This window comes from Streptomyces sp. NPDC054840, from assembly GCF_053611065.1.
Genome location: NZ_JBSGZP010000117.1, coordinates 1 through 14,306, shown reverse-complemented (window position 1 = coordinate 14,306; position 14,306 = coordinate 1). Strand labels below are relative to the sequence as shown.

Genomic DNA, 14,306 nt, shown 5'->3' with positions numbered 1-14,306 from the left:
GGGTGAAACCGAGCAGGTAGATCAGTGCCGGGACCGCGAGCACGCTCCCGCCGCCCCCCAGGGCGCCGAGTGCCAGACCGACGACGGCTCCTGCGACCAGGGCGAGGACGAGCGTGCTCACGCTATCGAGCCGCTGCTTCCGCGGCCGTCGACGACCGGGAGCCCCGCCGCGGCCCAGGCGTTCATGCCGCCCCTGACGTCGACAGCCTCGGCTCCGCGTTCGGCCAGGATTCTCGCGGCCTGCTGGGACCGGTGGCCGGAGCGGCAGATCACCACCAGCGGCCGTCCCTGGGCAGCCGGAGGCAGGCCGACGCCGGCCAGCAGGGCGGAGAGCGGGGCGTGCACGGCGCCGGGCGCGTGTCCGGCCGTCCATTCCGCCCGCTCGCGTACGTCGACCAGGACGGCGCCGTTGTCACGGGTGCGCTGGTGGGCATCGGCTGGAGTCACGCGGGCGGGGCCGCGCCGGAAGGGGAACATCATCAGGTCCTTCTTTCGTGGGGAACGCGGAGGGTGAGCCGTCAGCTGTCGGAACGGAGCCCGGTGACCATCGGGAGGCCCGTGCTCCGGGCGGCGTCGAAGGAGTCGTCCACGGCCACGACATCGCGTCCGGCCGCGTCGAGCAGTGAGGCGGCGATCCCCGCGCGCATTCCGCCCGCGCAGTGGACCCACACCACCCCGGCCGGCAGCTCGTGCTGGCGCCGGTGGAGCTGGTGGATCGGGATGTGCACCGAGTCCTTGATCCAGCCGTCCGCGCGTTCGGAGTCCCGCCGTACGTCCAGCACGATCCGGTGCTCGTAGGGGTCCAGGGCGGCGAGGTCGGCGAACGTGGCCCGCGGGAAGCTCCGCGGTTCTTCGTTCGCGGAGATCCACTCGGCAGGCTCTCCGGTCGCGGCGGCGGCCGGGCGGTCGATCCCGACCCGGGCCAGTTCGCGCTGCGCCTTGGCGAGCTGTGCGGGGGATTCCGCGAGGAGTGTGACGGGCTTGCCCCAGGGGATCAGCCACGCGAGGTAGGTCGCGATCTTCCCGTCGGCCTGGAAATTGAACGATCCCGCCACGTGCCCCTGGGCGAAGGCGATGCGGTTGCGCAGGTCGACCACCCACTCTCCGGCGGCCAGGCGGGCGGCGATGTCGGCGGCGTCCGCCACAGGAGGTGCGGTGAGGTCGACCGGAGCCGGACCCGCCGCGTTGGCCGGGCCCATGTGGGCGTAGTAGGCGGGCACGTCGTCGAGCCCCGCCAGCAGGGCGGAGACGAAGGCGTCGACGTCCTGGACGAGGGCGTCGTTGCCGGCCTTTTCCTTGCCGATGGTGGTGGCGTCCCCGTCGGCCTGGGCGGAGGAGCAGAAGCTGCCGAACCCGTGGGTGGGCAGGACCTCCGTCTCGTCCGGAAGCTCGGCAGCCAGCCGGTGGGCGGAGGCGTGCTGGGCGCGGGCCAGCTCCTCGGTCAGCCGCGGCTCGACCAGGTCGGGCCGTCCGACCGTCCCGATCAGCAGGGAACCTCCGGTGAACACGGCGACGGCCGAACCGTGCTCCTCCAGGACGTAGGAGGTGTGGTGCGGGGTGTGGCCGGGGGTGGCCAGCGCTCGCAGCGTGATTCCCACGTCCACCGTGAAGGTGTCGCCGTCACGGACGGGGGTGCGGTCGAAGGACACCCGGGCCGCGGCGGGCACCAGGTAGGCCGCGCCGGTGAGGCGGGCCAGGTCCAGGCCGCCGGTGACGTAGTCGTTGTGGACGTGCGTCTCCACGACGTGGGAGATGCGCACCCCTCGCCGTGCCGCAACGGCGAGTACCCGGTCGACGTCGCGCGGCGGGTCGACCGCCACGGCCGTACGGGCACCGCCCGCCAGGTAGCTGCGGTTGCCGAGCCCTTCCAGTTCAAGGGTGTCGATGAAGAACACGCTGTCGCTCCTTCTCGTGAGAATTACCCCCAGGGGTATACGTCGAGCGTAGCACTGGTACCCCCGGGGGTATTTCTTGTGGCGTCATGGGGGCCGTTCTCGGCCCACTTCGCGTCGGTCCGGGCCAGAGCACAGACTGGTGGGGTGGGCGCCATGGACGTGATCGAGCTCAGCGGACTGACCAAGCGGTACGGGTCGGTGGTCGGGGTGGAGGAACTCACACTCGGTATCGGTCCGGGCGAGGTGTTCGGCTTGCTCGGGCCCAACGGGGCGGGCAAGACCACCACCCTCAGACGCCTGACCGGCTTGCTGCGCCCGACGGCCGGCCATGTGCGGGTGCTGGGGATGGATCCGCTCGCCGATCACCGCCGGGTGGCTCGGGAACTCGGCTATCTCCCCGGTGAGCTGCGGCTGTACCCGGAGCTCACCGGGGCGCAGACCCTCGACCTGCTGTGTTCCCTCCAGGGCCGGCCCTGCACACGGCGGGCCGAGCTGTGCGAGCGGCTGGGACTGACGCCCGCGGTCCTGCGGCGCACCGTCGGCGGGTACTCGCGCGGCATGAAGCAGAAGCTGGGCCTGGTGCAGGCGCTGCAGCACGATCCCCGGCTGGTGGTGCTGGACGAGCCCACCGAGGGGCTGGACCCTCTGGTGCAGGAGACGTTCTTCGAGCTGATGGAGCAGCGGCGGCCGACGGCCGCACCGTGCTGTTGTCCAGCCATGTGCTCCCGGAGGTGCAGCGGGCCTGCGGACGCGTGGCGATCGTCCGGGACGGGCGCCTGGTGACGGTGGAGAGCGTGGCCGCCCTGCGGGAGGCGCGTGCGCGGCGGATCCGCCTGACCTTCGGTGACGGGAAGGGGGCACGCCCTCTGGGGCGCGCGGAGCAGTGGGCGCCCCGATGGGAAGGGGACCGGGTGGAGCTGCTCGTACCGCCGAGCGAGGTGGTGGGAGCACTGCGCGAGCTGCTGGCCAAGGGGGTGGCCGACGTCATCGTGGAGGAGGCGGGTCTGGACGAGGCGTTCCTGGACCTGTACCGCAACGGCAAGGCGGAGGGGGCGGCGCCGTGAAGACGCGGTGGCCCCTGCTGTGGCTGGCCCTGCACCGGCGCCGGCGGATGCTGCTGACCCTGGTGGTGGGGATGGTCGTCTTCGAGGCGCTCATCGTGGTGGTGGCGAACACGATCGCGCCGGGGCAGCTGTTCTCGGCGGGCGGGAAGGGCCCGCCGTCGGCGTACCGGGCGTTCAGCGGGTCGGGCGGGGACGTGTCGATCGCGAGCTATCCGGGGCTGCTCGGGGCCGGACTGGTGCATCCGTTCTGGATCGCCATGCAGCTGACCGCGATCGGCGCCCTGGCCGCGGCGGCGGTGGCGGCCGACGTGGAATCCGGGACGATCGAGCTGATCATGGTGCGCCCCGTGAGCCGCAACCGGCTGCTCGCGGAGCGGACGGCCGCCGTGGTGATCGCTGCCCTCGCCCTCAATGCCGCGGCGACGCTGACCGTGGCGGCGGGCGTCTGGCTGTCGCCGGACATCCACCGGGACGTGCCGCTCAGCGGTGTCTTCGCCGCCGGGCTGATGGGGTGCGGCTTCGCACTGTGCCTGGCCGGACCCGCTTTGGCCGTGTCCGCGTGGGGGAGCCGACGCGCCCAGGTGATCGGTGCGACGATCGCGATCGGGGCGGTCGGCTTCGCGCTGAACTTCATCGCGCTGGCCTGGTCCAAGGCGGCGCCGCTGCGGTTCATCAGTCCCTTCCACTACTACACACCGGGTGACGCACTGGCGCGGGGCCATGTGCTGTGGCCGCAGTTGGGCGTTCTGGTCGGAGTCGGAGTGGCGGGGCTCATCCTGGGCCACGTGTTGCTGACGAGGCGGGACTTGGCCCCGTAGCGCAGTGACAGCGGTCAGGCGGATGCGGGGCCTTCGAGGCGGGAGTGCACACCGACGACGCCTTCGACAGCCCGGACGAGGCGGGTGGCCACGGGGATGAGGTGGGGGTCGCGGGTCGTTCCCCTCAGAGTGACGACGCCGTGCGTCACGTCTACCGTGATGTCACGGCGAGAGAGCGGGAAGAGGCGCTCGACGACCTCGCGGCGGACTTCGGCGGCCAGGTCGTCGTCGGAGCGAAGGAAGACCTTCAGGAGGTCGGCGCGACTGACGACGCCGAGGAGAGTGCCATCGGCATCCACGACCGGGAGACGCTTGATGCGGCGGTCGGCCATCAGTCGGGCGGCCTGGGGGAGTGTGGCGTCGGGGCGGATGGTGACGGCCGGGCTCGTCATCAGCTGCTCGGCACGGACCGATCCGGCCTTCGCGGTGTCGCCGAGGCGGCGCATCTGCTCGATGAGGCTCGGTCCGTGTTCGTGGAACTCCTCCTTGGTGAGGAGATCGGCCTCGGAGACGACGCCGACGACATGGGCTTCGCCTTCGATGACCGGGACCGCGGTGACCTTCCAGCGCTCCATCGCGGTGGCGATCTCCTTGAAGTCGGCGGCGGGCGTGACGGTGACGACGGTCTTCGTCATGACGTCGTTGACGGTGTACGGGGTGGAGGTCATGGCTGGTCCTCGGCGGGCGTAGGCGAGGGGCATGTCGCTGTGGTGGGGTGCGAGCAGGTCGAGGATCCGGGTGCGGGCCGGGTCGAGCCGCCGGGCGATGACTGCGGCAGCTGCGGATGTGCAACGGCCCACGGCCGGGTTCTCGTCGCAGAGCTTCTGTACGGCCTCTGCGTCGAATTCGAGTGCGCGGACGGAGTGCGTGGTGACGGCGCCGGGGTGCCAGGAGTAGGGCGGCGGGGCATGGGGCTGTCTCGGACATGACCCGCCCTCCCGTCGGTAAAGGGATCCGGTTCTCACCATTGCACCGCGTGTAAGGGCTTGCACGGGGGCCGACAGGCCCCGGCAGGGGACCGATCGGCCCATGCGCGGCCGGTCGAGTCCGGTTCAGCCTGGCGGTGACACCCCGAAGGGGGAGATGGAGGAAAGGGACGCCATGGAGGCACTCGTCTTCCAGGGTTCCGGACAGACAGCATGGCAGGACGTACCGGACCCAGGCATCGAGGACACCGCCGACGCGACCTTTCGAGTCGACGACGTCACCATCCGCGGTACTGACCTGCACGTCGTCAAAGGCGACGTACCCGAGGGGACCCCGGGCAGGATCCTCGGCCATGAGGCGGTCGGCACCAGCGTCGAGACCGGCGGCGACGTCCCTACGGTGCGGCCCGGGACCGCGTGCTCGTTTCCTGCATCTCGGCCTGCGGCCGCTGCCGCTTCTGCCTCGAGAGCCACTGCGGCCAGTACCGCGGGAGCGGCGGCCGGGTGCTGGGCCCACCCCCTCACCGGCACAGCCCGTGTCTGAAACACCGGCGCCCCAAGAGCGCGCCCGGCGGCGCCCGCACGACGCCGTCACCGTCCCGGCCACCCGGCCGTGACACGGAGAGGACGTGAAGACGATGAGCAGAACCCAGGACAGGCCGGGCACCGCGGAGGCGCCGGCCGGACGCACGGACCTCGGACGACGGATCGCCATGCGCCGTGAGGAGCTCGGCCTCACCCGGGACCAACTGGGCGAGCGCTGCGGGGCTGACGGCGGGTACATCACCTACCTGGAGGAACACGCGGCAGCGCCGGCGATCGGCTCCCTCCTGCGCCTCGCCGACGCGCTGGAGACGACCGCCGCGGAACTCTCCGGCGCGACGACGGAATATCCACCAGGCAGAGGAACGGCCGTGCGGGACGCCGAGCTGGTCGAGTTGTCCGACGGCGAGTGCCAGCGGCTGCTTTCCACGCACGGCGTCGGCAGGATCGCCGTCTTCACCCCGGACGGTCCGGCGATCTTCCCGGTCAATTACGTAGTGGCGGGCCGGGACATCGCCTTCAGGACCTCGGGTGACGCCGTGCTCGCGCGGGCCGCCGGGACGGAAGTGGCCTTCGAGGTCGACCACATCGACGACGCCACGCGCCTGGGCTGGAGCGTCATGGCCGTGGGTGAGGCAGAAGGCGTCACCGATGCGGAGGAGCTCGGCCGGCTCGATGCCGTCTCGTACTCGATGCCCTGGGCCGGGGGTCCGCGGACCCACTGGATGAAGGTCACTGCGATCCGGACCACAGGGCGCCGGGTGGTACGCCGGTGAGCCCGCTACGAGCCGTCGTCCTGGACACCGACGGGGTGCTCCTCGACTCCGCCGCGCTGCACGCCGCCGCGTGGAAGTCCGCATTCGACGGCTGCCTCGACACCTGGGCGGCCGACACCGGCCCCTCGGCCCAGCCGCCCTTCGACGCGGAGCGGGAGTACCGGGAACTGGTGGACGGGAAACCCCGTCTCGACGGTGCTCTGGCCTTCCTGACCGCCCGCGGCATCGAGCTGCCGGTTGGCGATGCCGCGGATCCGCCAGGGTGCGGTACCGCATGGGCGGTCGCTGCCCGGAAGAAGCGCGCGTTCACGGAAGCGCTCGAGGCCGGAGCCGTCGAGGCGTTCTCGGAAGTCCGGCCCGCACTCGAAGCGCTGCGAGCCCAGGGGATGCGGTGCGCCGCGGTATCGGCATCCAGACATGCCCGCCCTTTGCTGGAGTCCGCCGCGATCGCCCCCCTCGTCGACGTCCTCCTGGACGGCACGGATGCCGAGCGGCTGACCCTCGCGGGCAAGCCGGACCCCGCCCTGTTCCTGGAAGCGGTACGCCGGCTGCACGTGGACCCGGCCGACGCGGCGATGGTCGAAGACGCTCTGGCCGGGGTGGAGGCGGGCCGACGCGGGCACTTCGGCCTGGTGATCGGCCTCGACCGGTCCGGCGGCACGTCTGCCGCGGCGAACCTGCGGGATCGTGGCGCGGATGTCGTCCTCCCGGACCTCACCGTCGTCGTCGACACCGTTGCCGGAGCGCGGCCGTGAACACCGCGTGGACATGGACTTTCGACCGCTACGACCCGAAGACGGAGCGGGTCGTCGAGGCCCTGTGCACGCTGGGAAACGGCCGGTTCGCCACGCGCGGAGCCGCCCCCGAATCACCCGCCGACGCCGTGCACTATCCCGGCACCTACGCGGCGGGCTGCTACAACTGGCTCCCCTCGCAGGTCGCCGGCAAGCAGGTCGGCAACGAGGACATGGTCAACCTTCCCGACTGGACCCGGGTGCGCTACCGATGCCTGCCGGAGGACGGCCCGGCCGGGGAGTGGCTCACTCCCGACGACCCGAGCCTGCGCCACCACCACGCAGTCCTGGACCTGCACGCGGGGACCCTCACCCGCCGCATGCTGTTCCAGGACGGCCACGGCCGGCGGCTCGGCGTCACGCACACCCGGCTCGTTCACATGGCGGACCCCTACCTCGCCGCCCAGCAGAGCACCTTCCGCGCGTCCGGATGGCGGGGAACCATCGAGATCCAGTCCGTGCTCGACGGTGACGTCACCAACGCCGGCGTCGCGCGGTACCGGGCACTCAACGGGCGCCACCTCACCGGGCACCGTGCCGGGGTCGGCGCGGACGGCATCGCCTGGCTCTCCTGCGAGACCACATCGCTCCGCACCCGCATCGGCATCGGGGTACGCACGTCCTCCCGCCCCCTGACCGCCGTGGACCTGAGCTGCACGGAGGCGGCGACCGCGCAGACCTTCCGGTTGCCGATCTCCCGCGGACATCCCGTCGTCGTCCTCAAGGCGGCGGCCCTTTACAGCTCGCTGGACCGACCCGCGGGCGATCCGCTCACGTCTGCGGTCGAACACGTCACGCGTGCCCCGGACTTCGCGACCGCGCTCGCCGACCACAGGGCCGCCTGGGAAGACCTGTGGAGCCGAGGCGAGGTGGAGGTGCCCGGCGAGGTCGGCCGGATCCTGCACCTCCACGCCTTCCACGTCCTGCAGACCCTTTCCCCGCACACGGCGGAGCTCGACGCCGGCGTACCCGCCAGAGGTCTGCACGGAGAGGCGTACCGGGGCCACGTTTTCTGGGACGAGCTGTTCGTCACCCCCTACCTCACCCTGCACCTTCCCGAAGTGGCACGCGCCGTGCTCATGTACCGTCACCGGCGCCTGCCCGCGGCCCGTGCCGCAGCGCGGCGGGCCGGGCGGCCGGGCGCCATGTTTCCCTGGCAGAGCGCCAGTTCGGGGCACGAGGAATCGCAGACATTGCACCTCAATCCGAGCTCCGGCCGCTGGCTGCCGGACCGCTCCCGCCTCCAGCGCCATGTGGGTTCCGCGATCGCCTGGAACGTCTGGCGCTATGCGCAGACCACCGGTGACACCGGTTTCCTGTACGGCCCCGGCGCCGAACTGCTCATGAGCATCGCCCGCTACTGGGGAGCGGTCGCCGACTACGACACCGACCGCGGGCGCTACCGGATCTGCGGGGTCGTGGGTCCGGACGAATACCACGACGCCTACCTCGGGGCCGCAACTCCGGGGATCGACGACAACGCCTACACGAACGTGACCGCCGCATGGGTGCTGGCCCGCGGACTCGAGCTGGCCGCAGAGCTGCCGAGGACGCGCATGCGTCAACTTGAGCAGCAACTGGGCCTCGATACAGAGGTGTTGACTCGCTGGGAAGATGTGTCACGCCGTCTCTACGTCCCCTTGCACGGCAATGTCATCAGCCAGTTCGAGGGCTACGGCGATCTGGCCGAGCTGGATTGGGACGCCTATCGCGCCCGGTACACAGACATCCGCCGCCTCGACCGGATCCTGGAGTCCGAGGACGACACGGTCAACCGTTATCAGGCGTCGAAGCAGGCCGACACCCTCATGCTCGGCTACCTCTTCCGCCCCGACGAGCTGCACGACATCTTCGCCCGGCTCGGCCACAGGCTCGACGATGATCTCTGGCGGGCGACCGTCGCGTACTACTTGCAGCGCACGAGCCACGGTTCGACGCTCAGCAGTCTCGTCCACGGCTGGGTCCTGGCCCGCCACAAGGGCTCCGACGCCTGGCGGTACTGCGAGGAAGCCCTGCTCGGCGACGTGATGGACATCCAGGGCGGCACCACCGGCGAAGGCATCCACCTCGGGGCGATGGCCGGCACCCTCGACCTCATCGAACGGGGCATCGTAGGGCTCGAGGCCGGCCCCGACGGCCTGCGTATCGACCCCGTCCCGCTCCGGGAGGCGCCGCGCTGCTCCTTCACCGTCGACTGCCTGGGTCACCGCGGCATTCGTATCCGGCTCGTCCCGGGGAAACTGGGCATCGCGGTCCCCTCATCCCGAACGGCACCTCCCCTTCCCCTGTGCCTGCCCGGTGGCGTGACAGCGAGCCTGCCCGCGGGTCGGCAGAGGTGGTTCCGTATGGAAGCCGGCTGACCAGTGCATACCGTTCACCCTCTCAGGTTCGGGTCGGCCGGCCCCTCGCCGCTGTCCCACTCGGCACTGCGGCACAGCCACATCAGGCGTGATCGTGGAATCCGGATGCCGATCCAGGCTCCGTTTCCCGAAGAGGTGGCCACGAGGCAGCGCATCCGCATCCGGGGTTCGCCACGACGGCCGACGCGTACGGAGAGCTGGTGGACGGACACGGACCGCTCGCGCGGATCGAGGAACCGATCGGACGCCTGCGCGAAGGCGCCGCGCTCGACGAGGCCGGGGCCGCGATCCGGTCGATGACCCTCGCCGAGCCGCTGCCCCCAGGGCTGCGGGCCGAGATCGTCTCCGCGTACGAGCAGCTGGGGCGCGACGGATGCGCGGACCCGGAGGTCACCGTACGCAGCAGCGCCGCCGCGGACCTGCCGGAGCCGAGCTCCGCCTGCCAGCAGGAGACGGACCTCAACGTGCACGGGACCGCCCGGGTCAGGGTCTCCATCGCCCGGGACAGCTTCGCCCCGGTCAAGCAGTACGTGGCCGCCGAACCGGCCGGGTACGGGGAGGGCCGAACGGCCCCATCCGGGGCCCGATGGCCCCAAGCGGAGCAGCCGTTCCCCTAGCGATAGTGAAAGAAGGCAGCACAGGAAGGCGCTGACAAGGCGCCGGAACGGAGCACACCATGCCAGGCACACACCCGGAGCGCAGGCGTAGCCCGTTCCCCGACGTGAGGGACTGGTTCGGCACCGACTTCCCCCGGTTCCCGCTGTGGCGGCCGTCGTTCGAAACCCACCCGATCGCGATCGAGGTGACCAACAGGGGCGGGCAGTACACGCTGCGTGCCGAACTCCCCGGGATGGACCCCGACAAGGACATCCAGATCACGGTCGAGGGTGACACCCTCACCGTCAGTGCCGAACACACCGAGAGCAAGGAGGAGAAGGACCACTCGGAGTTCCGCTACGGCTCCTTCCGGAGGACCGTGCGCCTGCCCGGGCCGATCCCCTCCGACGGAGTCGAGGCAGCGTACGAGGACGGCGTCCTCACCGTGCGCGTGCCGATGCCGGCCGCGCCCCAGGAGGCCAGGCGCAGCATCCCCGTCAAGCGCACCACAGCAGATGGCAAGGGAGAGGGGTCATGACGTCCAAGCGCGTCCTGGTCGCCTACGGCACCAAGCACGGTGCGACCGCCGGAATCGCGTCCGAGATCGGCCGGACCCTGCGTGAGGACGGCCTCGATGCCGTCGTGGTCCCCGCCGACGACGTGGAGGACGTAGCGGGCTACGACGCCGTCGTGCTCGGAGGAGCCCTGTACGCCGGGCACTGGAGCGGCAAGGCCAAGCGTTGCGCGGAGCGCAACGAGCACCTCCTCAAGCATCGCCCGGTCTACCTGTTCAGCAGCGGCCCCGTCGACAGTTCCGCCGAGCAGCACGACATCGCGCCGGTGGCGGCGGTGGCCCGGGAGATGGAGCGCATCGGCGCACGTGAGCACGTCACCTTCGGCGGCAGCATCACCTCCGGTACGCCCGGGTTCATCGCCCGGGCCATGGTCCGGGCGGGCAAGGGCGGGGACTTCCGCAATCCCGAGCGGATCCGAACGTGGGCCCACCACATCAGCGCCGAACTCGCCGCTCCCGGCTGAGCGGCTGGGCAGGATCAGAGCGCGGAGGTGCACGATGTCCGAGGCCGGCACGTCCGGAGAGGGGCCCACGCGATCGCGTCCGGCGAGAGCCGGGCGGGTGCGTCAGCTGTTCGACGGAGGCCCGAACGAGCTGCGTCGGCCGGTCGACCGGACCCGGCGCCGCTGGAACGTCGTCTTCGCACTGTCCTTCCTGATCGCCTTGCTCTGCGGTGTCGTCGTCACGACGGCCGTCTGGGACTCCGAAAGCCGGACCGCCAGGGAAACGGCCCGCCACCGGCACCAGATCGAGGCGACGACGGTCGGCTCCGCGGAGCGCGTGGTCTCCAACCGCTCCGGCGGCAACGCGCGGGTGGCTGCTCCAGCCGTCTGGGAGTACCCGGCCGCCCACCAGCACTCCGGGACGGTCGCCGTCCCGCTCGGCACTCCGGCGGGCCGGCCGGTCACTCTCTGGGTCGATGACGCGGGCACGGAAGCGCAGGCACCTCCGTCCGAGGCTCAACGCGCCTTCACGGCCGCAGCGGCGGGAGTCGGAGCCCTCGGCTTGCTCGTCCTGGCCTCGGGGGCAGTGGTCCGCCTCCGTCTGCTCCTCGTCGAGACCCGCACCCTGGCCCAGTGGGAGCACGAGTGGGAGGCCGTGGAGCCGCGCTGGTCCGGGAGGCTCCGCCGCGAACAGGGACCCGGCGATGACTGAGGCGGCCACCCGGCCCCCGTCCCCGGCGGGCGGGCCGTCCCGGAGCCCTGACCCTCTGGAACCGCTGCCGCTGCTGAGGCGCGAGCTCGGCACCGGGCCGAGTGGACTCTCCGCACGCGAGGCAGCCCGACGCCTTGCCGTCTACGGCCCCTACGAGGTCCGCCGCAAGGCCCGTACCTCTCTGGGACGCGAACTGGTCCGCCAGCTCGTCCACCCGCTGGCCCTGCTGCTCTGGGCGGCCGCCGCGCTGGCGTTCGTCGCAGGTGTTCCCGTGCTCGGGTGGGCCATCATCGCCGTGGACCTCGTCAGTGCCGCGTTCGCGCTCCTCCAGGAACGGCAGGCCGAACAGGCGGTGGAGACTCTCGCGCGGCCCTGCGCGACATCGGCCTGTTCACCAACCCCCTGCTCCTGGCGGGTATCGCCTTCGAGCTCGCCTTCACGGCAGCCCTCGTTTACGCGCCGCCCCTGCAAGGCCTGTTCGGTACCGCCGCCCTGCCGCTGGACGTCGTCGCCCTCATCGCGACCTCCCCGTTCTCGTCTGGGGCACCGACGAACTGCGGCGCTGGGTCCGGCGCACTCACCGGCACAAGACTCCCTGACACCCTTACCGGAGGCACTCCATGACACACACTGCCGAATGGAAGGTCCGTCTCCACCTCTTCGAGGAAGGCCAGACGACTAAGGCGCGCTTGGAGCTCGACACGGGCACGAACAGGATCACGGGCCACGGCACCGCCCGCTGCGCACCACAGGACACCGACGTCCCGGAGATCGGCGACGAACTCGCGGTGGCTCGCGCCATGGAGGATCTCGCCCTCCAGATGAAGCGAGCGGCCTACGGTGACATGCAGGCCGCCGGCGCTCCGTCCCTCCAGGAGTCCCTGAAGCCGTACACAGGGTGGCTGGACACCGAAGCATGAACACGAAGGACGCTCGAAGGGGATCTTGCGCGCCGCCCTCGGCAGGGACCTTTGGCCCCCACGAAGGTCCTGAGCGGCCCTCTGCCTGACGGCGTCCGCGGTGTCAGCGTGAGAACAGACCCCCACCGGCCCCGGGCGAGGAGACATCATGAACAACACCGTCAGCGGCGCGGAACTCGGCTCCGTCACCGTCGGCGTCGATGGCTCCGAGCCCGCCCGTCAGGCCGCGCTCTGGGCAGCGGGAGAGGCCGAACGCCGCGGGCGTCCGCTGCACATCGTCTACGGCGCCGACACGGACGGCCGGGCCCTCTACGTGTCCGCAGAGACCATCGAGCGCGTCCGCTGCGCAGGCCGTGAACTGCTCGACGAAACCGCCGCCGCGGTCAAGGAACGGCACCCCGGTCTGGTCACCACCACGGAATTCAGTCGTGGCGACCCTGTGGCCGGCCTGTACCGGGCGGCCGGCCATCGCGGCACCATCGTGGTCGGCAACCGGGGGCTGGGCGGATTCAATTCGCTCATGCTCGGATCCGTGGGCCTGAAGGTCGCGGTCGGCGCGAAGACGCCTGTCATCGTCGTCAGGGGAACCGATGATCGCGCCGAGAGCGGGACGGTGCTCGCCGGGGTCCGTGACGAGCACGACCTGGACTGCGTCCGTCACGCGGCGCGCGAGGCCGAGCTCCGGAAGGCCGAGCTGCGGCTGCTCCAGGTGTGGAACGTACTCCAGTCCGTCGGCAGCGTGGTGACCATGATGGACGACGTCACGGAGATCACCGATGAGTACGTCCGGCACCTCACCGCGGTGACGGAGCAGATCCGCCAGGAATTCCCTGACCTCCCCGTGCGGGCGGACGCTGAGAAGAGCATGTCCGTCGCCGGGGTCCTGGTCGAGGCTTCCCGCCACGCCGACCTGCTGGTCACGGGCGGACGGAGGGCGTCCGCGTACCTGGGACCCACCCTTGGGCGGCACACCCACAGCCTCGTGCACCACTCCCACTGCCCCGTGCTGCTCATCCCGCGCCACACGGACAAGCACGGCGAACACGGAGACGAATCGTGATGGCCGCCGGTGAACGCGGCGAGATCGTGGTCGGCATCGACCCGGCCAGGGACTGGCACCTGCCCCTGGCCTGGGCGTCGGACGAGGCCCACCGCCGTGGGCTCGGGCTCCGACTCGTCGTGACCGTGCCTCCGCCGCACCAGAAGCGGCAGGTCAATGGCACTCCTCGCGCCACGGCCCTGCACCAGGCGGGCTCGGAAGCCCTGGCAGCCGGTACCGAGTGGGCGCGGGAACGGCACCCGGAGGCCGACGTGGCCACCGATCTGATCGAAGGATTCCCCGTCCCCGCCATAGGCCGCCTCTCCGACCGGGCCCGCATGCTCGTGCTCGGATCCCGCCACCTGAGCCGGACCGCGGAGTACTTCAGCGCCGGCTCCACGGTGGTCCCGATCACGGCCCAGGCGCACTGTCCGGTCGTCGTGGTCGGCAACCCCGAGCACATCACCCAGCAGCGGCCCTACCTGGTCGTGGGCATCGACGGCAGCGAGTCCTCGAAGGCGGCGCTCGCGCTCGCGTTCGAGGAAGCCGACCTGCGCGGCGCCACGCTGCGCGCCATCGCGGTGTGGCAGCCGCCGGTCTTCCTCCTCCACGACGAGGAGGTCGCACTGCAGGCCCAGCGGCGGATGCTGTCCGAGGCCACGGCCGGCTGGTCGCAGAAATACCCGGACGTGGTGGTTTCCCACGAGAACCCGATCGGGCATCCGGTGGAGGAGCTCGCGGAGGCCGCCGAGCACGCCCTGGCCGTGGTGGTGGGCCGCCGTGGACGTGGAGGCTACTCCGGCATGCGCCTGGGTTCCGTCGCCCACGGATTGCTGCACCGGGCG

Annotated in this window: 17 protein-coding genes and 2 pseudogenes; 16 read left to right on the top strand and 3 right to left on the bottom strand. The window is 71.3% G+C overall.

The window, feature by feature from the left end; genetic code table 11:
- Positions 1–117: 117 nt before the first annotated feature.
- Together ACWGIU_RS11630 and ACWGIU_RS11625 are read right to left on the bottom strand one after the other, a co-directional pair.
- Positions 118–477, bottom strand: a complete 360-nt coding sequence (locus tag ACWGIU_RS11630; RefSeq protein WP_453704709.1) for a rhodanese-like domain-containing protein — start codon at positions 475–477, stop codon at positions 118–120.
- Positions 478–518: 41 nt separating this feature from the next.
- Positions 519–1,895, bottom strand: coding sequence for a rhodanese-like domain-containing protein (locus tag ACWGIU_RS11625; RefSeq protein WP_453704703.1), 1,377 nt, complete (start codon positions 1,893–1,895; stop codon positions 519–521).
- 153 nt (positions 1,896–2,048) lie between these two features.
- On the opposite strand from ACWGIU_RS11625, the gene ACWGIU_RS11620 reads away from it, so the two are divergent.
- From ACWGIU_RS11620 to ACWGIU_RS11610, 3 genes are read left to right on the top strand one after another with little or no spacing between them, the layout of a single operon-like run.
- Complete coding sequence (locus ACWGIU_RS11620) at positions 2,049–2,678, top strand: ABC transporter ATP-binding protein (RefSeq protein ID WP_453704701.1); 630 nt, start codon at positions 2,049–2,051, stop codon at positions 2,676–2,678.
- Entirely contained in the window at positions 2,648–2,959 is a 312-nt protein-coding gene (locus ACWGIU_RS11615; protein WP_453704699.1) for a hypothetical protein, read from the top strand. The genes ACWGIU_RS11620 and ACWGIU_RS11615 overlap by 31 nt, the downstream gene beginning before the upstream one ends.
- Positions 2,956–3,777: an ABC transporter permease subunit gene (locus ACWGIU_RS11610; RefSeq protein WP_453704697.1), complete on the top strand. Its 822-nt coding sequence runs from the start codon at positions 2,956–2,958 to the stop codon at positions 3,775–3,777. The genes ACWGIU_RS11615 and ACWGIU_RS11610 overlap by 4 nt, the downstream gene beginning before the upstream one ends.
- Before the next feature lie 14 nt (positions 3,778–3,791).
- On the opposite strand, the gene ACWGIU_RS11605 is transcribed toward ACWGIU_RS11610, so the two are convergent.
- Positions 3,792–4,445, bottom strand: coding sequence for a CBS domain-containing protein (locus ACWGIU_RS11605; RefSeq protein ID WP_453704707.1), 654 nt, complete (start codon positions 4,443–4,445; stop codon positions 3,792–3,794).
- A 361-nt stretch (positions 4,446–4,806) separates the two neighbouring features.
- On the opposite strand from ACWGIU_RS11605, the gene ACWGIU_RS11600 reads away from it, so the two are divergent.
- The 13 genes and pseudogenes from ACWGIU_RS11600 to ACWGIU_RS11540 all read left to right on the top strand — a co-directional run.
- A complete protein-coding gene (locus ACWGIU_RS11600; RefSeq protein ID WP_453704695.1) occupies positions 4,807–5,247 on the top strand; it encodes an alcohol dehydrogenase catalytic domain-containing protein in 441 nt (146 codons plus the stop codon).
- Between the two features lie 94 nt (positions 5,248–5,341).
- Positions 5,342–6,022: a helix-turn-helix domain-containing protein gene (locus ACWGIU_RS11595; RefSeq protein WP_453704693.1), complete on the top strand. Its 681-nt coding sequence runs from the start codon at positions 5,342–5,344 to the stop codon at positions 6,020–6,022.
- Positions 6,019–6,777, top strand: a complete 759-nt coding sequence (locus ACWGIU_RS11590; RefSeq protein WP_453704691.1) for an HAD family hydrolase — start codon at positions 6,019–6,021, stop codon at positions 6,775–6,777. Before ACWGIU_RS11595 ends, ACWGIU_RS11590 begins: the two co-directional genes overlap by 4 nt.
- Positions 6,774–9,176: a glycoside hydrolase family 65 protein gene (locus ACWGIU_RS11585; protein WP_453704689.1), complete on the top strand. Its 2,403-nt coding sequence runs from the start codon at positions 6,774–6,776 to the stop codon at positions 9,174–9,176. Before ACWGIU_RS11590 ends, ACWGIU_RS11585 begins: the two co-directional genes overlap by 4 nt.
- Positions 9,177–9,346: 170 nt before the next feature.
- Positions 9,347–9,793 (top strand): annotated as a pseudogene (locus tag ACWGIU_RS11580) (PEP/pyruvate-binding domain-containing protein); the annotation flags it as partial.
- Between the two features lie 59 nt (positions 9,794–9,852).
- Entirely contained in the window at positions 9,853–10,311 is a 459-nt protein-coding gene (locus ACWGIU_RS11575) for an Hsp20/alpha crystallin family protein (RefSeq protein WP_453704687.1), read from the top strand.
- Positions 10,308–10,811, top strand: a complete 504-nt coding sequence (locus ACWGIU_RS11570; protein ID WP_453704685.1) for a flavodoxin domain-containing protein — start codon at positions 10,308–10,310, stop codon at positions 10,809–10,811. The genes ACWGIU_RS11575 and ACWGIU_RS11570 overlap by 4 nt, the downstream gene beginning before the upstream one ends.
- A 97-nt stretch (positions 10,812–10,908) precedes the next feature.
- On the top strand, positions 10,909–11,502 hold the full coding sequence (locus tag ACWGIU_RS11565) for an Rv1733c family protein (RefSeq protein WP_453704683.1): 594 nt from the start codon (positions 10,909–10,911) through the stop codon (positions 11,500–11,502).
- A pseudogene (locus ACWGIU_RS11560) lies at positions 11,495–11,692 on the top strand (cation-transporting P-type ATPase); the annotation flags it as partial. The gene ACWGIU_RS11565 and the pseudogene ACWGIU_RS11560, both read left to right, overlap by 8 nt.
- An 89-nt stretch (positions 11,693–11,781) precedes the next feature.
- Positions 11,782–12,126, top strand: a complete 345-nt coding sequence (locus ACWGIU_RS11555; RefSeq protein WP_453704681.1) for a cation transporting ATPase C-terminal domain-containing protein — start codon at positions 11,782–11,784, stop codon at positions 12,124–12,126.
- On the top strand, positions 12,123–12,422 hold the full coding sequence (locus ACWGIU_RS11550) for a DUF1876 domain-containing protein (protein WP_453704680.1): 300 nt from the start codon (positions 12,123–12,125) through the stop codon (positions 12,420–12,422). The genes ACWGIU_RS11555 and ACWGIU_RS11550 overlap by 4 nt, the downstream gene beginning before the upstream one ends.
- 148 nt (positions 12,423–12,570) lie before the next feature.
- Positions 12,571–13,482, top strand: a complete 912-nt coding sequence (locus ACWGIU_RS11545) for a universal stress protein (RefSeq protein ID WP_453704678.1) — start codon at positions 12,571–12,573, stop codon at positions 13,480–13,482.
- Positions 13,482–14,306 (top strand): universal stress protein (locus tag ACWGIU_RS11540; protein ID WP_453704705.1); only part of this gene is annotated, 825 nt, incomplete at its 3' end. The genes ACWGIU_RS11545 and ACWGIU_RS11540, both read left to right, overlap by 1 nt.

Excerpts from the sequence above, each read along its gene's own strand:
- ACWGIU_RS11630 (WP_453704709.1), bottom strand. The coding sequence starts at position 477 with ATGTTCCCCTTCCGGCGCGGCCCCGCCCGCGTGACTCCAGCCGATGCC.
- ACWGIU_RS11620 (WP_453704701.1), top strand. The coding sequence starts at position 2,049 with ATGGACGTGATCGAGCTCAGCGGACTGACCAAGCGGTACGGGTCGGTG.
- ACWGIU_RS11605 (WP_453704707.1), bottom strand. The coding sequence starts at position 4,445 with ATGACCTCCACCCCGTACACCGTCAACGACGTCATGACGAAGACCGTC.
- ACWGIU_RS11600 (WP_453704695.1), top strand. The coding sequence starts at position 4,807 with ATGCGCGGCCGGTCGAGTCCGGTTCAGCCTGGCGGTGACACCCCGAAG.
- ACWGIU_RS11595 (WP_453704693.1), top strand. The coding sequence starts at position 5,342 with ATGAGCAGAACCCAGGACAGGCCGGGCACCGCGGAGGCGCCGGCCGGA.
- ACWGIU_RS11575 (WP_453704687.1), top strand. The coding sequence starts at position 9,853 with ATGCCAGGCACACACCCGGAGCGCAGGCGTAGCCCGTTCCCCGACGTG.
- ACWGIU_RS11570 (WP_453704685.1), top strand. The coding sequence starts at position 10,308 with ATGACGTCCAAGCGCGTCCTGGTCGCCTACGGCACCAAGCACGGTGCG.
- ACWGIU_RS11550 (WP_453704680.1), top strand. The coding sequence starts at position 12,123 with ATGACACACACTGCCGAATGGAAGGTCCGTCTCCACCTCTTCGAGGAA.
- ACWGIU_RS11545 (WP_453704678.1), top strand. The coding sequence starts at position 12,571 with ATGAACAACACCGTCAGCGGCGCGGAACTCGGCTCCGTCACCGTCGGC.